This is a genomic window from Nocardiopsis sp. CNR-923, from assembly GCF_001942255.1.
Taxonomy (GTDB): domain Bacteria; phylum Actinomycetota; class Actinomycetes; order Streptosporangiales; family Streptosporangiaceae; genus Nocardiopsis.
The window spans coordinates 1-15,577 of record NZ_MKKC01000131.1 but is presented as its reverse complement, the minus strand read 5'-3'; the positions used below and the strand labels follow the sequence as shown (position 1 = coordinate 15,577).

Below are 15,577 nucleotides of genomic sequence, written 5' to 3'. Positions count from 1 at the left end.
CCGGCCGGTACAGTGTCAATCGTGAACGCATCGAACACCCGCGACCGCATCCTCGACGCCCTCCAGGGCATCCTCATCGACGAGGGCTACTCCGCCGTGACCCTGGAGGCCGTGGCCCGCGCCGCCTCGGTGTCCAAGGGCGGGCTCCTCTATCACTTCCCGTCCAAGACCGCTCTGCTCACGGGCCTGATCGACCGACTGGGCACGCTGGCCGAGGAGGAGTTCCGCGAGGCCCGGGAAGGGGGCGAGGGCGTGGTCCGCGTCTTCCTGCGCACCTCGCTGCCGCAGAGTCCGGAGGAGCGCGAGCTGTACTGGGCGGTCATCGCCGCGCTGCGCGGCCGGGAGGACCTGTCCGAGGAGGCCGCGGGCCTCGTCCAGCGCCTCTTCACGCGGTGGGGCGAACTCCTGCACGAGGAGCTCGCCGACCCCGTCCTGGCCGAGATCATCCTCCGCGCGGGCGACGGCCTGTACATGGCGGCGATCGCCGGCCTCCCCCAGCCCGACCCCGAACTCCGCCAGCGGATGTTCGACCGCCTGGTCGAGGCCTCCGACAAGGTGCGCCGTGCGCCCTGACCAGCGGCGAGTTCGTGTGTTCGACGCCTCTCACCGGGAATGACGACCCACGTGGGCCCGCCGGTCGCTTCCGTGTCGAGGCCGTCCCCGGCCCGCGCCGGGGAGGTGACCCCGTTGTGCTGTTCACAGCGCGGCGATCGTGGTTTACTTCCCAGTAACTTCGTGGCCGCCGTCGGGCCCCGCGGTTGTCGGGCGCCCGCCTACCTGGCGAGGTGAGGTGTGCACTACCTCAGTGAGTGGGGTGCGCCAGGTCGACCCGGGCGCCGTGCTTCGCGAGACTGGTCCCGCCTCGCCGGAGCGTCCACGGGGTGAGATCACGCAGACGGGAAGGCGGCGAGCCGATGCACAGGCTCACCAACCAGGTACGACCGTACGCCTGGGGTGCGCGAACCGCGATTCCGCGGCTCCTGGGCACCGAGCCCGACGGGACGCCCCAGGCGGAGCTGTGGCTGGGCGCCCACCACGGCGCGCCCAGCACCGCGCACTGCGACGACGGTCCCAGTCCCCTGCCGCGCCTCATCGCCGACGACCCCCGCCGCTTCCTCGGCCGCGACACCGCCGAACGCTTCGGCCCGCGCCTGCCCTTCCTCCTCAAGTTCCTCGCCGCCGAGGCGCCTCTGTCCCTCCAGGTGCACCCCGACGCCGAGCGCGCGCGGTCGGGCTTCGCCGCCGAGGAGCGCGCGGGCATCCCCGTCGACGCGCCGCACCGCAACTACCGGGACCCCCACCACAAACCCGAACTCCTCCTGGCCCTGGAGCCCTTCGAGGCCCTGTGCGGATTCCGCGAACCCACCGCAGCCCGCGCCGACCTGGCGGGCCTGGACTGCGCGCTCGCCCACCTCCTCCGGGACGACCTCTCCGCCCCCGACGCCGGCGAAGCCCTGCGCCGCGCCCTCACCCGCCTGCTCACCCTGCCCGAGACGGACCGTGAGCGGTTGATCGGCGATTTCGTCGCCGAGTGGGCCGCGTCCGGGGGTCGCGGCGCCCACGCCCGGGTCCTCACCGAGCTGGCCGACCGTTATCCGGGCGACCCCGGCGCCGTGGCGTCCCTGCTCCTCAACCGGGTCACCCTCTGGCCCGGCCAGGCGCTCTACCTGCCCGCCGGGAACATGCACGCCTACCTGCGGGGCACAGCCGTGGAGGTCATGGCCAGCTCGGACAACGTGCTGCGAGCCGGACTCACCTGCAAGCACGTGGACGCCCCCGAACTGCTCGACGTGGTGGACTTCTCGGTCCTGCCGATCCCCTACGCCGGCCCCGCCTCCTGGACGGGCGTCGCGAGTTCCGCCCGCCCGCTCCCGAGTTCGCGCTGCACGAGATCGGCCCCGGGCGCATGGCCGCCCACCTGCCCGGTCAGGGCCCGACCGTGGTCCTCGCGCTGCGGGGCGAGGTGGATCTGGTGGCCGAGGTCGGTCAGGGCGTCACGCTCCAGCGCGGCGAGTCGGTGTTCGTCCGTGCCGACAGCGGCCCGATCAAGGTCGAGGGGCACGGCCACGTCGTCGCCGCCTCCACCGGAGGCCCGGGCGGCTGACGCACCGTGCGGCCCGTCCGTCGCCGGCCTTCGACGCTCCGGCCTTCGGGCCGGGAAGGAATCGCGGCCCCGACCTGGCCACCGCCCGCACCACGCGCCCGAGGACCGGGTGCCTTCCGTCAAGGACGGACGACCGTATCTGGCCGAGCATGGTCCTGGCCGTGGCACGGTCGGGACGTGCGCCGCCTGGTACGGCCGCCTTCCACCCGGTAGGCGACGGGGCCCGGCACCCGCACGTCCGCCGGGCGTTCGGGCGGCCCGAGCCAGGAATCCCCGCATTACCCTTGGCGGGAGGGAACTCATCCGAGAATCCCCTTCCCCTCAGGGAGGGGAGCAGTCAAGACACGAGGGGTACCACCATGGCGCTTGAGCGTCCGGACGTCGACATGCCCGACGGCCCGCCGCCCGCGGAGCTGGAGATCACCGACATCACCGTCGGCGAGGGCACGCAGGCCGGTCACGGCAGCTCCGTCGACGTCCACTACGTCGGCGTCGCCCACTCCACGGGCGAGGAGTTCGACGCGAGCTGGAACCGCGGCCAGACGTTGGGCTTCAAGCTCGGCGCCGGCCGGGTCATCCCCGGTTGGGAGCAGGGTGTGCTCGGCATGCGCGAGGGCGGCCGCCGCAAGCTGGTCATCCCGCCGCACCTGGCCTACGGATCCACCGGCGTGGGCCCCATCAAGCCGAACGAGACGCTGATCTTCGTCGTCGACCTGGTGACCGTCACGTAGGGCGCCGCGTTCGGGGCGCCGCGTTCGCGCCGTGACCGGACACGCAGACGGGTCTCGGGCCGCGCGTGGAGGCGCGCCCCGGGACCCGTCCCGTTCCCGCGCCTAGCCCAGGGTTGCGCCCACCGTGACGTGGCCCTTGAGCAGGTCGCGGGCGATCGTGCGGCGCTGGATCTCGTCGGTGCCCTCGAAGATCCGCAGCAGCCGCAGGTCGCGGTACCAGCGTTCGATCGGCAGTTCGCGCGTGTAACCCATGCCGCCGTGGATCTGCAGGACGCGGTCGACGATCTCGTTGGCCTTCACACCGCCGAAGAGCTTGGCGACGGACTGCGCGTGCCGTGAGTCGCGTCCCACGGCCACCTGCCACGCGGCGTGCAGGACGAGCAGCCGCAACGCCTCGATGTCGGTCTGGGAGTCGGCGATCATCCACTGGATCGCCTGGCGGTCGGCGATGGGCGCGCCGAAGGTCTCCCGGGTCTTGGCGTAGTCGATCGCCATGGCCAGCAGCCGTTCACAGCCGCCCAGGGCGCGGGCGGGGAGCAGGTAACGCCCCTTTCCGATCCACTGCATCGCCAACGCGAAACCGTGTCCCTCCTCGCCGAGGATGTTGTCGTGCGGGACGCGCACGTCGCGGAAGACCAGGGCGGCGGGGCGGCGTTCGCCCATGGTGTCGATGGGCTCGGAGGTCCAGCCCATGTCGCGGTCGACGAGGAAGCAGGTCACCCCGCCGTTCGCGCCCTTGTCGGGGTCGGTGACGGCGAAGACCAGCGCGAAGTCGGCCTCGTTGCCGCCGGTGATGAAGGTCTTCTCGCCGTTGATCACCCAGTGGTCGCCGTCGCGGACCGCGCGGGCGCGGATGGCCTTGGCGTCCGATCCCGCGCCCGGCTCGGTGATGGCGAAACAGGACCGGCGCTCGCCCTCGATCGTGGGGACCAGGTAGCGCTGTCTCTGCTCGTCGTTGGCGTGGTACAGGATGTTGTCCGCCTCGCCGCCGAAGCGGAATGAGACGAAGGAGCGGCCCAGTTCGATCTCGATGATCGCGGCCGTGACCGGGTCCAGGCCCATCCCCCCGTACTCCACGGGTGTCTCCACGCCCCAGAAGTCCGACTTGCGGGCCAGTGCGCGCAGGCCGTCGCGTTCCTTCGCGGTGAGGCCGGGCACGTGCCCCTCGCGCTCACGGCGCAGGACCTCGTTCTCCAGGGGCATGAGTTCCCGCTCCACGAAGGTTCGGACCCAGTCGCGGACGGCACGCTGTTCGTCGCTCAGTGAGAAGTCGATCACGGCCTGCTCCCGTTAACCTAACGCTGTTCGGTTAACGGGAGAGTACGTCCACACCGGCCCGGTGTGCAAGGGGCTGTCGGCCGTTCCGTGAGCTGTCAAGGAAGACCGGCTTCGCTGGGCGAACGTTCATCCCCCAACGCGTGCGCGGGGACACGACGCCTCCCGGGCGGGGTTGCCCGGATTCTCCGGACACTGCCCCTCGCCTTCGGTCCCGGTCCGTGATCGGAGGGTCGAACAACGCGGTGGGAGAGAGAGGACGACGCACCACGACGCGGGACGCGAAGGGGCGTGGGATGATCGGGCGGCGGCGGGTGAAACGTCCGCCGCGACAGTGAGGAAGGGGAGCCGTCCGTGGCCCGACCCAAGACGCCGATCCTGAACAGGGACGCCATCCGCGCCGCCGCCCTGGTCCTCATCGACCGGGAGGGGCTGGAGGGGTTGTCCATGCGCAAGCTCGCCGAGGAGCTCGACGTGCGGGCCGCGTCCCTGTACAGCCACTACCGGACCAAGGAGGAGCTGCTCGGCGCGGTGGCCGACGCGGTGGTCTCCGGGATCGACGTCTCCGGTTTCGCGAAGGAGGACTGGCGCGAGGGGATCACCAGGTGGGCCCGTTCCTACCGCGTCGCCCTCGCCGCACACCCCAACCTGGTGCCGGTGATCGCCGCCGGGCCGGGGCGCCGCGAGGAGGCGCTGCGCCGGGCGGACGCGGTCCACGGGGGCCTGGTGCGGGCGGGCTGGCCGCCGCGCTACGCGACGATGATCGGCGCCTCGACCAAGTACCTCGTGGTGGGCGCGGCTACGCAGTCCTTCGCGCGCGGCTTCGACGCCGACGTGCGCGTCTACCGGGACCGTTACCCGAACCTGTCCCAGGCGCACCGCCTCCCGGACCACGCGGCCGAGATCGACGAGGCGAGCTTCGAGCTGGCGCTGTCCTCCTTCCTCGACGGCCTCGCCCCCCTCTTCGAGCGCGTGCGCGTGGAGGCGTGAGGGGTCCTGCTCCCGTCTCGGCCCCACCCGGACACGCGACGGCGCCGGGCGACGGGTGCCAGCGTCCCGCCGGTTGGTAGCGTGGGCGCCGATCCCAGTCAGCGACCGGAGCGCCCCGCAGGAGCGGGCGGCCACTCCTGACGAGTCACTGAGGACGAGAATCCGTTCGCCACACCCGGCCCTCGGCCGCTCGACAACCCACGGAGGATTCCCATGGCTGGCAGGCGTGTCGTATGGTCCAAGAAGCTGCCCGAGGTGTACGGCAAGTTCGACGAGGTCGACGCGTTGGTCGGCCGGCACCTCGACCTCACCCTCCTGGAGCTGCTGAAGCTGCGCTCCTCCATCCTCAACGGCTGCGCGTTCTGCGTCGACCTGCACACGCGCCGGGCGCTCGACGCGGGGGAGACCCACCAGCGCCTCTTCCAGGTGTCGACCTGGCACGAGGCCGGAGCGGTTTTCACCGACGCCGAACGCGCGGTGCTGGCCCTCACCGACGAGATGACGCGCATGGGCGAGGGCGGCGTGTCCGACGCGACCTACGACGCCGTGGCCGGGCACTTCTCCGAGGAACAGGTCGCCGCGCTCATGACGGCCGTCGCGATGATCAACCTCTACAACCGGCTGGCGGTCACCAGCGGCCTGCACCCGCGCAGACGCTGAGCCGCGTCCGGCTCGGCGGGATCCGCCGACGGCGCCCCACGTGTCCCGCACCCGTGGGCGCGCAGGTCCGCGCGCGGCAACGAAGAGCCGACAACCCCCTCCCGGAGAGCAGACGCCCGTGTGACAGTGGGACCGACGAAGTCGGTTCCCTTCCCGGCATCGCCGGGACGACCTCCGGGAGTGCCGCATGACCTCCGACCTGGCCGGTGACACCCAGACGATCTGCTCCCTCCTCCAGCGCAACGCCGACGACCACCCCGATCTCCCCGCCCTGTCCTGGCGCGACCCCGGAGCCTCCGACTGGTCGACCCTGACCTGGTCGGGAGTCCGCGACCGCGTCGCCGCCATCGCCAGACGCCTGGCCGCCCTCGGTGTCGAACCCGGCGACCGCGTCCTGCTCATGATGGGCAACCGCCCCGAACACTGGCTCTGCGACCTCGCCCTGGTCCATCTCGGCGCCGTCACCACCAGCGTCTACGGAACCTCCGCTCCCAACCAGATCGTCTACATCGCCCGCCACAGCGCGCCCGGCTCGCCGTGGTCGGCGACGCCGCCACCGCCGCGACCGCGTGGGAGGGCCTGCTCGCCTCCGACGCCCCGCTCGCGCGGCTCGTCGTCGTGGACGGCGCGGACCCCGACCGGGGCCACACCCCGCTCACCGACCCCTCGGCCGAGCCGGTGCCCGACGCCGTCGAGCACTGGCGCGACCTGACCCCCGACCACCTGCTGACGGTCATGTACACCTCCGGGACCACCGGCGAACCCAAGGGCGTCGCCGTGACGCACCGCTGCGTCCTCAGCAACGCGAGGGCCCTGGACAGCATCGTCGACACGCCCGAACACGCCGCCCACATCTGCTACCTGCCGCTCGCGCACATCGCCGAGCGCATGCTCGGGCTGTACCTGCCCTTGTTCCGGGCCTCCCACGTGTGGATGTGCGAGGACCCGACGACCCTGCCCGCGGTCCTGCGCAAGGTGCGTCCGCCCCAGTTCTTCGGGGTGCCGCGCGTGTGGGAGAAACTGGCCTCGGCGGTCCGCGCCGGTCTGTCCGGGCTGCCGGCCGAGCGGCGGGAGGAGTTGGAGAGAGCGCGAGCCGTGGCTGTCGAGCACGCGAACCGACTCGAACGGGGCGGGGAGGTCCCCGCCGACCTGAGCGAGCGCTTCGAGCGGGCGCGTGCACAGGTCCTGGCTCCGATCCTCGCCCAGGTGGGTCTGGATCGCCTGACCTGGGCATCGTGCGCCTCCGCCCCGATGCCCGTCGAGGTCCTGCGCTTCTGGGCGGGGTTGGGGGTGTGCGTCATGGACGCCTGGGGGCTGACCGAGACCACGGGCGTGGCCACCGTCAACAGCTTCCGCACCGGCTTCCGGGTGGGGTCGGTCGGCCGACCGACCCCCGGTACGCGGATCCGGCTCGCCGCGGACGGCGAGGTGCTCGTCCGGGGGGAGTCACTGTTCCGCGGCTACCTCCGGGCGGACGGAGAGGTCGTCGCGGCCACGGACGGGCACGGGTGGTTCGCCACGGGCGACGTCGGCGCTCTGGACGAGGACGGGTACCTGTGGATCATTGACCGAAAGAAGGAGCTGATCATCACCTCCGGGGGCAAGAACGTGTCGCCCGTCCTGGTCGAGAACGCCCTGAAGGAACACCCCCTGGTCGGACAGGCGCTCGCGCACGGCGACGGCCGGCCCTACCTGGTCGCCCTGCTCGTCCTGGACGCGGAGACCGCGCCGGTCTGGGCGCGGGCGCACGGGATCGACTCCGGGGGCGACGTGCGCTTGCTTGCCGAGCATCCGGCGGTGGTCGCGGAGGTGGCGCGCGCGGTCGAGGCGGCCAACGGGCGGCTCAGCCGTCCCGAGCGCATCCGTCGCCACCTGCTGCTGGCGGAGGAGTGGGGTCCGGAGACGGGGGAGCTGACCCCCACCCTCAAACTCCGGCGCCGGGTGGTGGTCGCGCGCCACCGCGACGCGCTGGACCGGCTCCACGGCGACTGACGGCCGCCCACACGCCCCGCACTCCCGCCCGCGCGACCGCCCGCCCGCGCACGTGCGCGGGCGGGCGGTCGGGGGTGTCCGGTCAACCGGTGGTCTGCTCGTGGCCGCTGGACTTGTCGGCCGACCCCTGCGCCGACTTGGCGCCGCGCGGCGCCTCGTGCGCGGCCTGGTAGCCGCTGCGGTAGGCGGCCTCCTGCCGCTCGTGCTCCAGCATCTCCCGCTCGGACGGCCAACCGGCGGTCAGGCCGTAGATCACCAGCACGTTGACGGCGATCGCGACGATCGACCACATCGGCATGGCGACGAGGAAGACGAGTTGGGCGAGGACGTTCAACGAGGCCAGGACGACGCCGAACACCCGGGCCCAGGTGCTGCCCGACAGCACGGCGAGGCCGGCCACGACGAGGACGGCGCCCCACAGCGCGAGCAGGGCTCCCCAGCCCGCGTACTCCCATACGAGCATGCCGGTCTCCGTGACCACGTAGAAACCTGGGGTCAGCAGTGCGACCAGGCCCTGCACGATGTTGACGGCGCCGATGACGATCATGAGCGTCGCGACGAAGAACTGCCAGCCGTTGGCGGATGTCGTCCGCATGGCGTGCTCCTAACCGGCCGTTCCGGGCGGATGTCGGACCCCGGGCACGGCTCCACGGGTGTCACAGCCGGGCGCGCACGACGCGTGCCCCCGATCATCATCGAACAGGGTCGGTCACGGGGACTCCTGAGTCCGTCACCGATCCGGCAAAGTCGTCGCGGCGGTGTTCCCGGTGGCCGCGGCACGCGGACGCTCCCACCGGGACGGGCTCAGGCGAACGGGTCGACCCCCGTCAGTTCGGCGGAGAAGGCCCAGAGCCGCGCGGCCTGAGCGGGATCGAGAGCGTGGTGCTTCACCCCGGGACGGGTGTCGTCGGTCCCGGCGGGCACCGAGACGTCGCAGTCCTCGCAGTCCTCGCAGTACACGCCGCCCATCCCGGCCAGCCTCGGCGAGGCGGCCGCCCACACCTGGGTGGCGGCGCCCTGTTCGGGGGACTTGGACACGGGGTTGACGGTGTTCCCCTCCTCGTCGATCCACCCGGCCGCGACCATCTCCTCCGTGGTCATGTGCCGCTGCAACGGCGTGAGGATCGCCCCGGGGTGCAGGGAGAGGGCCCGGACCCCGAAGGGCGCGCCCAGCCGGTCGAGTTCGACGGCCAAGAGCACGTTGGCCGTCTTGGCCTGGCCGTAGGCCTTCCACCGGTCGTAGCCCCCGTGAACCAGGGGTCGTCTCCAGTCCGATGCCCGAGTATCCGCCGGTCACCACGGCCGTCCGTCCGGAGAGGTCGATCCCCCCAGCACCTCCCTCGCGGTGCTGCGCGCACCGAACCCGGATCCGATCGTCTGCTGTCGTGTCGTCATGCCGGCAACGTTAGGAGCTGGAGCGCGCTCCAGGTCAAGCCGCGTTGCCCGGCACGCGCCGACCGCGGCTGGGCGTACCATCGACCGAGCGTGTGTGGTGTCGGCGCCACCCAGGGTCCCATCGGAGGTCGGGCGTGAGGCAGGCGCGGGAGGGGCGGGCGCGGTCGCGTCCCTCCTCCGCTGGCGGAAGGCTCGTCACCCGGATGAACCGACTCCTCCAGGGGTTGTCCGGCTGGGCGAGGCCTCCCCAGCTGACCGCCGGGGCGTTCGCCCTGGCCATCCTGGTCGGGACGGTCCTGCTATGCCTGCCGATCGCCTCGCAGACGGGGGAGGCGACCCCGTTCGCCAGGGCGCTGTTCACGGCCACGTCGGCGGTCTGCGTGACGGGGCTGGTGGTCGTCGACACCGCCGAACACTGGTCCACGTTCGGTGAGGTCGTGATCCTCGCGCTGATCCAGGTCGGCGGCTTCGGCATCATGGCGCTGGCCACGGTGCTGACCCTGGTGGTCGGCCGGAGACTGGGCCTGCGCATGGCCGTGCGCACCGGGTCGGAGGCCAAGGCCGTGACCCTGGGCGACGTGCGGCAGCTGACCACGGGCATCCTCCTCGTGACGGTCGTGGCCGAGGTCGCGCTCGCCGCCGTCCTCACGGCGCGCTGGTGGATCGGTTACGGGCAGTCCCTGGGCCACGCCGCCTACCTCGGGGTCTTCCACTCGGTGTCGTCCTTCAACAACGCCGGTTTCGCCCTGTTCCCCGACAGCCTGGAGAGGTACGCGGCCGATCCCTGGATCTGCGTACCCGTGGCGCTCGCGGTCGTCGCGGGCGGTCTGGGCTTCCCCGTCTGGCTGGAGTTGTGGCGCTTCTCCCGCCGCTCCGGGGCGCGGTCGCGGTGGGCGTGGTCGCTGCACGCCAAGATCACGCTGACCACCACCGCGGTGCTCCTGGCGGTCGGGTTCGTCTCCTTCCTGGCACTGGAGTGGCGCAACCCGGCGACCATGGGCGGGCTCGATCTGCGGGGGAAGCTGCTCGCGGCGTTCTTCCAGGCGGTCATGCCCCGCACGGCCGGGTTCAACAGCCTCCCGTTCGGTGAGATGAACACCGCGACGCTGCTGGTCACCGACGTCCTGATGTTCATCGGGGGCGGCAGCGCCGGAACCGCGGGCGGCATCAAGGTGACCACCTTCGCACTGCTGGCCTTCGTGGTCTACGCCAACGTGCGCGGGGAGCCGAACGTGCACGTGGCCGGGCGGCGACTGGGCGCGGGGGTCGCCGAGCAGGCCATCACGGTGGTGCTGCTCTCCCTCGGGCTGATCCTGTCCTGCACCCTGGCGCTGACGGTCATCACCCCGTTCACACTGGACCAGATCCTGTTCGAGGTGACGTCGGCGTTCGGCACGGTCGGGCTGTCCACGGGCATCACGGCGGAGCTGCCGCCGACCGGTGAGGTGCTCCTCGTACTGCTCATGTTCGCGGGGCGCATCGGTCCGATCACCCTCGCCTCGGCCCTGGCGCTGCGCCGCCACCCCCGCCGCTACGATCTCCCCGAGGAGCGGCCGATCGTCGGTTAGGCGGGCCGTCCCCGGCCAATCACCGAGGGTCCTTCGTCCCGTTGACCGCCATAGCCGCCGGTCGGTATTTTGCGTTCCGGTGCGGCCCAGCCCGTGCCGAGAGGAGACGCGCGTTCCATGAACCACCACGACACCGCCGGGGGGTCGGTGGGCGCGGGCCAGGCACGACGCGCCTGGCAGGCCCTGGAGCCCTACCACGCCATGATCTACTTCTCGCCCGAGGCCATGGCGGCCTACGAGGAGTTGGGTGTGAAGGACTGGGCGGCCTACTTCGGTCCTCGGGCCGCCGCGATGGGGCCGGTGTCGGCCGAGGTCGTGGTCGCCACCTTCTACAACTTCAACCCCGTCGCCGTCCGTGCGGCCGTCCTCGGGCTCTGGGACTCCGCCCCGCCCGAGCGGCTGCTCGCCGCCCGCCACACGGCCGTGGACGCGACCGTGCGCCGTGTCCTGGGCGAGGCGGTGAACTCGCCCGAGACGGCGCGCGCGGCCGAACTCGCCCGCCGCGCCGCGGAGGCCGTGGCGGAGGACGTCAGCGGCCGACCGCTCTACGCCGCCCACGCCGCCCTGCCCTGGCCCGAGGAACCGCACATGGTCCTGTGGCACGCGCAGACGCGGTTGCGCGAGTACCGCGGCGACGGCCACGTCGCCGCGCTCGTCACCGAGGGCCTGAGCGGATTGGAGGCGCTGGTCACGCACGCGCTGACCGGGACCGCCCCGCCGGCGAAGGTGCTGAGGGCCACCCGGGCGTGGTCGGACCAGGAGTGGGACGGGGCCGTGGACCGGCTGCGGGAGAGGGGCTGGCTCACCGGCGCGTCCGACCCGGAGCTGACGCCCGAGGGGCGGCGGCACCGCGAGCGGATCGAGGAGACCACCGACCGCCTGGCGCTCGCGCCCTACGCGGCGCTGGGCGCGGACGGCTGCGCGGAGCTCGCCGACCTCGCCGCCCCGCTGTCCGGGCCGCTGGCCGAGGCACTCATGCCCTGGCGGAGGTCCAAGCGGCCCTGACCGGACCGGTCGGCGGGGCGCACAGGGGCGACGTGCGGAGTCCTCCGGTACGTGCCCCCTCCGCGGCTCCGGTCCCGCGGCGGTACGTGCTAGCCGCCGAAGACGGGGTAGTGGTCGGAGTAGTCGTCGTAGGTGTAGGAGCGGCCCCACGACCAGACCGTCCACGGCTCGCTGTGCACGTCACGGGTCTCGTTGACGTAGGACTCGGGAGCGGCGGCGTTGCGGATCGGCAGAACGTGGTCGAGGTGCTCCGGCGACCAGTCCGGGTAGTTGTACTCGGCGATGGAGTTGGTCTCGGTGTCCCAGGAGAAGGGGGCGCCGGCGTGGGTCGGCTCGACCGCGTCGAGCCGCTTGAGCGCCTGGTCCCATTCCATGCCGCCACCGACGATGTTGAGGTCGCCCGCGAGGTAGACGGGCTCGTCGTCGGGAACGGTGGCGTCGATGAAACCGCGGATCTGCCCCAGCTGGTGGGTGCGGATCTCCTCGTCCTCATCGTCGGAGCAGGCGCTGTCCTCGGACTGCATGTGGGTGCCCAGGACGTGCAGGGGGCCGTCCGGGGTGTCGAGTTCCACGTAGGCGAAGCCCTTGTTGGCGAACCAGTCGGACCCGCAGGAGCGGGAGAAGATGTGCTGCTCCTGGCGGGTGATCGGCCAGGTGCTGTGGATGCTCACCCCGCCGTTGGTCGTGGTGAAGGGACGGTATCCGGTCGTCCTGTCCCAGCCGTCGCGCGAGCGTCCGACCACGGGGGTGCCGTGCGGGTACTCCTGGGCGATCCCCCCGCGCAGGACCGCGGCGGAGGAGTTGTCGAAGAGTTCCTGTAGGACGACCACGTCCTGGCCGGACACGACGCCGTCCCGCGCGATGAGATCGGCCCGGATCGACTGGCCCCAGTTCGGGTACAGCGCTGTGGGTAGCAGGTACGCGTTGTAGGTGGCGATGCGGGGTGCCTGCCCGTCGTCGGCCGCGGCCGGGGCGGCCGTGGCGAGGAGGGGGATGATTGCGGCGAGAATCATGGGGGCGATGAGTCTGTTCACGAGGGCACAGCCTGGTCAGTCCAGGACGCTATCCGGGCACCAATCGGTTACTTGTCGGTAGCGAACTCGTGCACGTTGGGCGCGTCAGGTAAAGATCAGCCCCGAACCGCACAACTCGGGCGGTCGTTCGGTGCCCCTCGTGTCACGGTGGGTGACCTTACTTCTCAGCAGTCCCCGACTTCTCAAGGGGTCCCTGAGAACACTTGGGCCGCGTTGCCCACCAGAAGGAACGACCATGACGCGGATCAGACCGACCACGGAGGGCGACGCCCCGGGCGCGGGTGCCGCGCACCGGACGCTGGTGGAGCCGGGCCGGCGTCCTGGCCGCCGCGGCCGTCGCGGTGGTCGTCCTGGGCGCGTTCGTCTCCGCGGCGGGCGCCGCCCCCGGGCTCGCCGACACCGCGCAGGGGGCGGACGGCCTGGGGACGGGGCGCTGGTGGTCGATCCTGCCGCCGGTGCTGGCGATCGGGCTGGCACTCGCGACCCGCCAGATCCTGCCCGCGCTGTTCGCGGGCATCTGGCTGGGGGCCTGGTTCCTGGAGGGGCTGTCGCCGATCGGCCTCCTGACCTCGCTGCTCGACTCGGCCGGCGTGTACACCGTCGAGGCGCTCGCCGATCCCCAACACGTCATGATCGTGGTGTTCACCCTGATGATCGGCGGCCTGGTGGGGGTGATCCGCAAGAACGGCGGCACCGACGGCATCGTGCGCGTGGTGACCCGGTGGGCGAGCACCCCGCGCGGCGGACAGACCGCCACCGCGGGACTCGGCGTGGCCGTGTTCTTCGACGACTACGCCAACACGCTGGTGGTCGGCAACACGATGCGCCCGATCGTGGACCGGTTGAACGTGTCCCGGGAGAAGCTCGCGTACATCGTCGACTCCACGGCCGCACCGGTGGCCACGCTGGCGCTGTTGTCCACGTGGATCGGATTCCAGGTGGCGCTGATCGACGACGCCGTCGCCGGGAGCGGACTGGCCATGAACGGCTTCGCGGTCTTCGTCGAGTCCCTGCGGTACGCGCTCTACCCGGTCCTGGCGATCGTCCTCGTCTTCACGGTCGCCCTCACCGGTCGCGACTTCGGGCCTATGCTCGCCGCCGAGCGCCGGGCGCGCACCACGGGCGAGGTTCTGCGGGAGGGATCGCACCTCGGTGCCGGGGAGGGCGGGGTCGACGAACTGGCGCCAGCCGAGGAGGCGCCGCGCAGGCTGGTCAACGCGCTGGTCCCGATCCTGGTCCTGGTCGGCGCCACCGTGGTCGGCCTGTTCGCGACGGGCGAGGGGGAGAGCGTCATCGAGGTGGTCGGTGACGGGGACCCGTTCTCGTCTCTGCTGTGGGGCTCCCTGCTGGGCCTGATCGTCGCGGGGGCGATGAGCATGGGCCAGCGGATCCTCACGATGGGCGAACTCGTCGACGCCTGGTTCGCGGGCGTCAAGTCCATCCTGTACGTGGTCATCATCCTGACCCTGGCCTGGGCGCTGTCCGCCCTCACCGCCCAGTTGGGCACCGCCGAGTTCATCGCCGGCGCGCTCGGCGAGGCGATCCCGCCCTTCCTCCTTCCGGCGCTGCTGTTCGTCATCTCCGCCGCCGTCGCCTTCGCCACCGGGACCAGCTGGGGGACCATGGGGATCCTGACCCCGCTGGCGGTCCCGCTGGCCTGGACCGCCCTGGAGGCCAACGGACTGGCCGCGCCCGACGGCCACCCCGTCCTGTTCGCCTCGGTCTCGACGATCCTGGCCGGAGCGGTGTGGGGCGACCACTGCTCGCCGATCTCCGACACCACGGTCATCTCCGCGCTCGCCTCGCAGTGCGACGTCATCGACCACGTGCGCACGCAGCTGCCCTACGCGCTCTTCGTGGCCGTCGTGGTGATCGTCCTGGGTCTGCTGCCCATCGGACTCGGCCTTCCCTGGTGGGCGGCGCTCGCCGTGTCCGGGGCGGCGGTCGTGGCGGGGCTGAGGTTCCTCGGACGACGCGTCGAAACGCCCGGCGGCTGATCGGCACCCCGGAGCCCGGTGGGCACCCGGACACGGCGAAGGGCACGTGCGGATCCTCCGGAACCGGTGAAACGTGGTGGGTCCCCGAGGCAGCAAGCGATCGCGCCGGCCGGGACGAGGACGGTGCAGCACAGAGCGGCGGCCGAAGGACGAGTGGTGCACCGGGAGGCTCGGGCCGACCCCGTGGGAAGACGACGAGGCGAGTCGGCGGGCGCGGTCACGCGCGAGCAGGGCCGCCTCGCGAGCGAGTGGGCGATACAGGATTTGAACCTGTGACCTCTACCGTGTCAGGGTAGTTCGAGGGTCGCGGCGGACTGCGCAAACCGGTATCCGTGCAGTGCAGAGGCTTTCTTTGAGGGATCTTCACGGCGGTTGGGAGCCGTTGGGAGAGGTTCGCGTCTCCCAGAAATCTCCCAAGCCGGGGTGGGAGACGGGTGTCTCCCACCCTTCCCGGAAGGGTGGCTCCCGCCCCGTGGAGATCCCCCGGTCACCAGGAAAGGGTGATGGGGATAGAGTCCTCCCGTTGGTCACGATGGGTCAACGTCGTTGCACATGTTCGAGTTTCGCGCTGTGCAACGGCGAACCCGAGTGGTGCGCGGTCCTTCATCGCTATCTGATGTTGCGGGAAGATAACGCTTGGCGTTGTTGCAGGTCATTTGCTGTGGGCCCCGCGAACGCGGGGATGGACCGGCTCGGAACCTCAGCAGACCGGCGGTCCACGAGTGGGCCCCGCGAACGCGGGGATGGACCGTGATAGTAGGGGTTGTTGCACACCCCGCACTTGTGGGCCCCGCGAACGCGGGGATGGACCGCGCAGCGAGCAGTT

Annotated in this window: 11 protein-coding genes, 2 pseudogenes and 1 CRISPR repeat array; of the genes and pseudogenes, 9 read left to right on the top strand and 4 right to left on the bottom strand. The window is 71.7% G+C overall.

Translation table 11 applies throughout. The features are described from left to right. Positions 1 to 21 precede the first annotated feature (21 nt). The 3 genes and pseudogenes from BJF83_RS22820 (at position 22) to BJF83_RS22810 (ending at position 2,835) form a co-directional block, all read left to right on the top strand. Positions 22 to 573: a TetR/AcrR family transcriptional regulator gene (locus tag BJF83_RS22820; RefSeq protein ID WP_075927936.1), complete on the top strand. Its 552-nt coding sequence runs from the start codon at positions 22 to 24 to the stop codon at positions 571 to 573. A 341-nt stretch (positions 574 to 914) separates the two neighbouring features. After that, positions 915 to 2,104: pseudogene (manA, locus tag BJF83_RS22815) on the top strand (mannose-6-phosphate isomerase, class I). A gap of 359 nt (positions 2,105 to 2,463) precedes the next feature. Beyond that, positions 2,464 to 2,835: an FKBP-type peptidyl-prolyl cis-trans isomerase gene (locus BJF83_RS22810; protein WP_075927935.1), complete on the top strand. Its 372-nt coding sequence runs from the start codon at positions 2,464 to 2,466 to the stop codon at positions 2,833 to 2,835. Between the two features lie 102 nt (positions 2,836 to 2,937). Here BJF83_RS22810 and BJF83_RS22805 read toward each other — a convergent pair whose 3' ends face one another. Then, positions 2,938 to 4,113, bottom strand: a complete 1,176-nt coding sequence (locus tag BJF83_RS22805) for an acyl-CoA dehydrogenase family protein (protein WP_075927934.1) — start codon at positions 4,111 to 4,113, stop codon at positions 2,938 to 2,940. Positions 4,114 to 4,464: 351 nt separating this feature from the next. On the opposite strand from BJF83_RS22805, the gene BJF83_RS22800 reads away from it, so the two are divergent. The 3 genes and pseudogenes from BJF83_RS22800 to BJF83_RS22790 all read left to right on the top strand — a co-directional run bounded on the left by BJF83_RS22800 (position 4,465) and on the right by BJF83_RS22790 (position 7,752). Further along, a complete protein-coding gene (locus tag BJF83_RS22800; RefSeq protein ID WP_075927933.1) occupies positions 4,465 to 5,100 on the top strand; it encodes a TetR/AcrR family transcriptional regulator in 636 nt (211 codons plus the stop codon). A gap of 213 nt (positions 5,101 to 5,313) precedes the next feature. Then, positions 5,314 to 5,760 carry a carboxymuconolactone decarboxylase family protein gene (locus BJF83_RS22795; RefSeq protein WP_075927932.1) on the top strand — a complete coding sequence of 149 codons (447 nt, stop codon included), beginning with the start codon at positions 5,314 to 5,316 and terminating at the stop codon, positions 5,758 to 5,760. A gap of 187 nt (positions 5,761 to 5,947) precedes the next feature. Beyond that, a pseudogene (locus BJF83_RS22790) lies at positions 5,948 to 7,752 on the top strand (AMP-dependent synthetase/ligase). 82 nt (positions 7,753 to 7,834) lie between these two features. Here BJF83_RS22790 and BJF83_RS22785 read toward each other — a convergent pair. Continuing rightward, a complete protein-coding gene (locus tag BJF83_RS22785) occupies positions 7,835 to 8,347 on the bottom strand; it encodes a hypothetical protein (protein WP_075927931.1) in 513 nt (170 codons plus the stop codon). Between the two features lie 209 nt (positions 8,348 to 8,556). After that, complete coding sequence (locus tag BJF83_RS22780) at positions 8,557 to 8,952, bottom strand: hypothetical protein (RefSeq protein ID WP_394329375.1); 396 nt, start codon at positions 8,950 to 8,952, stop codon at positions 8,557 to 8,559. Between the two features lie 398 nt (positions 8,953 to 9,350). Between BJF83_RS22780 and BJF83_RS22775 the strand changes: the two genes are divergently transcribed. Together BJF83_RS22775 and BJF83_RS22770 are read left to right on the top strand one after the other, a co-directional pair. Further along, the gene (locus BJF83_RS22775; RefSeq protein WP_075927930.1) at positions 9,351 to 10,715 is read left to right on the top strand and encodes a TrkH family potassium uptake protein; all 1,365 of its coding nucleotides are present in this window, start codon (positions 9,351 to 9,353) and stop codon (positions 10,713 to 10,715) included. Between the two features lie 117 nt (positions 10,716 to 10,832). Next, positions 10,833 to 11,720, top strand: a complete 888-nt coding sequence (locus tag BJF83_RS22770; protein WP_075927929.1) for a hypothetical protein — start codon at positions 10,833 to 10,835, stop codon at positions 11,718 to 11,720. A gap of 89 nt (positions 11,721 to 11,809) precedes the next feature. Here BJF83_RS22770 and sph read toward each other — a convergent pair whose 3' ends face one another. Continuing rightward, entirely contained in the window at positions 11,810 to 12,733 is a 924-nt protein-coding gene (sph, locus tag BJF83_RS22765) for a sphingomyelin phosphodiesterase (RefSeq protein ID WP_075927928.1), read from the bottom strand. 302 nt (positions 12,734 to 13,035) lie between these two features. On the opposite strand from sph, the gene BJF83_RS22760 reads away from it, so the two are divergent. Further along, entirely contained in the window at positions 13,036 to 14,751 is a 1,716-nt protein-coding gene (locus BJF83_RS22760; RefSeq protein WP_083678672.1) for a Na+/H+ antiporter NhaC family protein, read from the top strand. Between the two features lie 660 nt (positions 14,752 to 15,411). Continuing rightward, positions 15,412 to 15,563: direct repeats of the CRISPR family, unit length 29 nt; unit sequence GTGGGCCCCGCGAACGCGGGGATGGACCG. Positions 15,564 to 15,577: the final 14 nt, after the last annotated feature.

Coding starts and splice junctions, on each gene's coding strand:
- BJF83_RS22785 (WP_075927931.1), bottom strand. CDS start 8,347: ATGCGGACGACATCCGCCAACGGCTGGCAGTTCTTCGTCGCGACGCTC.
- BJF83_RS22770 (WP_075927929.1), top strand. CDS start 10,833: ATGAACCACCACGACACCGCCGGGGGGTCGGTGGGCGCGGGCCAGGCA.
- sph (WP_075927928.1), bottom strand. CDS start 12,733: ATGATTCTCGCCGCAATCATCCCCCTCCTCGCCACGGCCGCCCCGGCC.
- BJF83_RS22810 (WP_075927935.1), top strand. CDS start 2,464: ATGGCGCTTGAGCGTCCGGACGTCGACATGCCCGACGGCCCGCCGCCC.
- BJF83_RS22775 (WP_075927930.1), top strand. CDS start 9,351: ATGAACCGACTCCTCCAGGGGTTGTCCGGCTGGGCGAGGCCTCCCCAG.
- BJF83_RS22795 (WP_075927932.1), top strand. CDS start 5,314: ATGGCTGGCAGGCGTGTCGTATGGTCCAAGAAGCTGCCCGAGGTGTAC.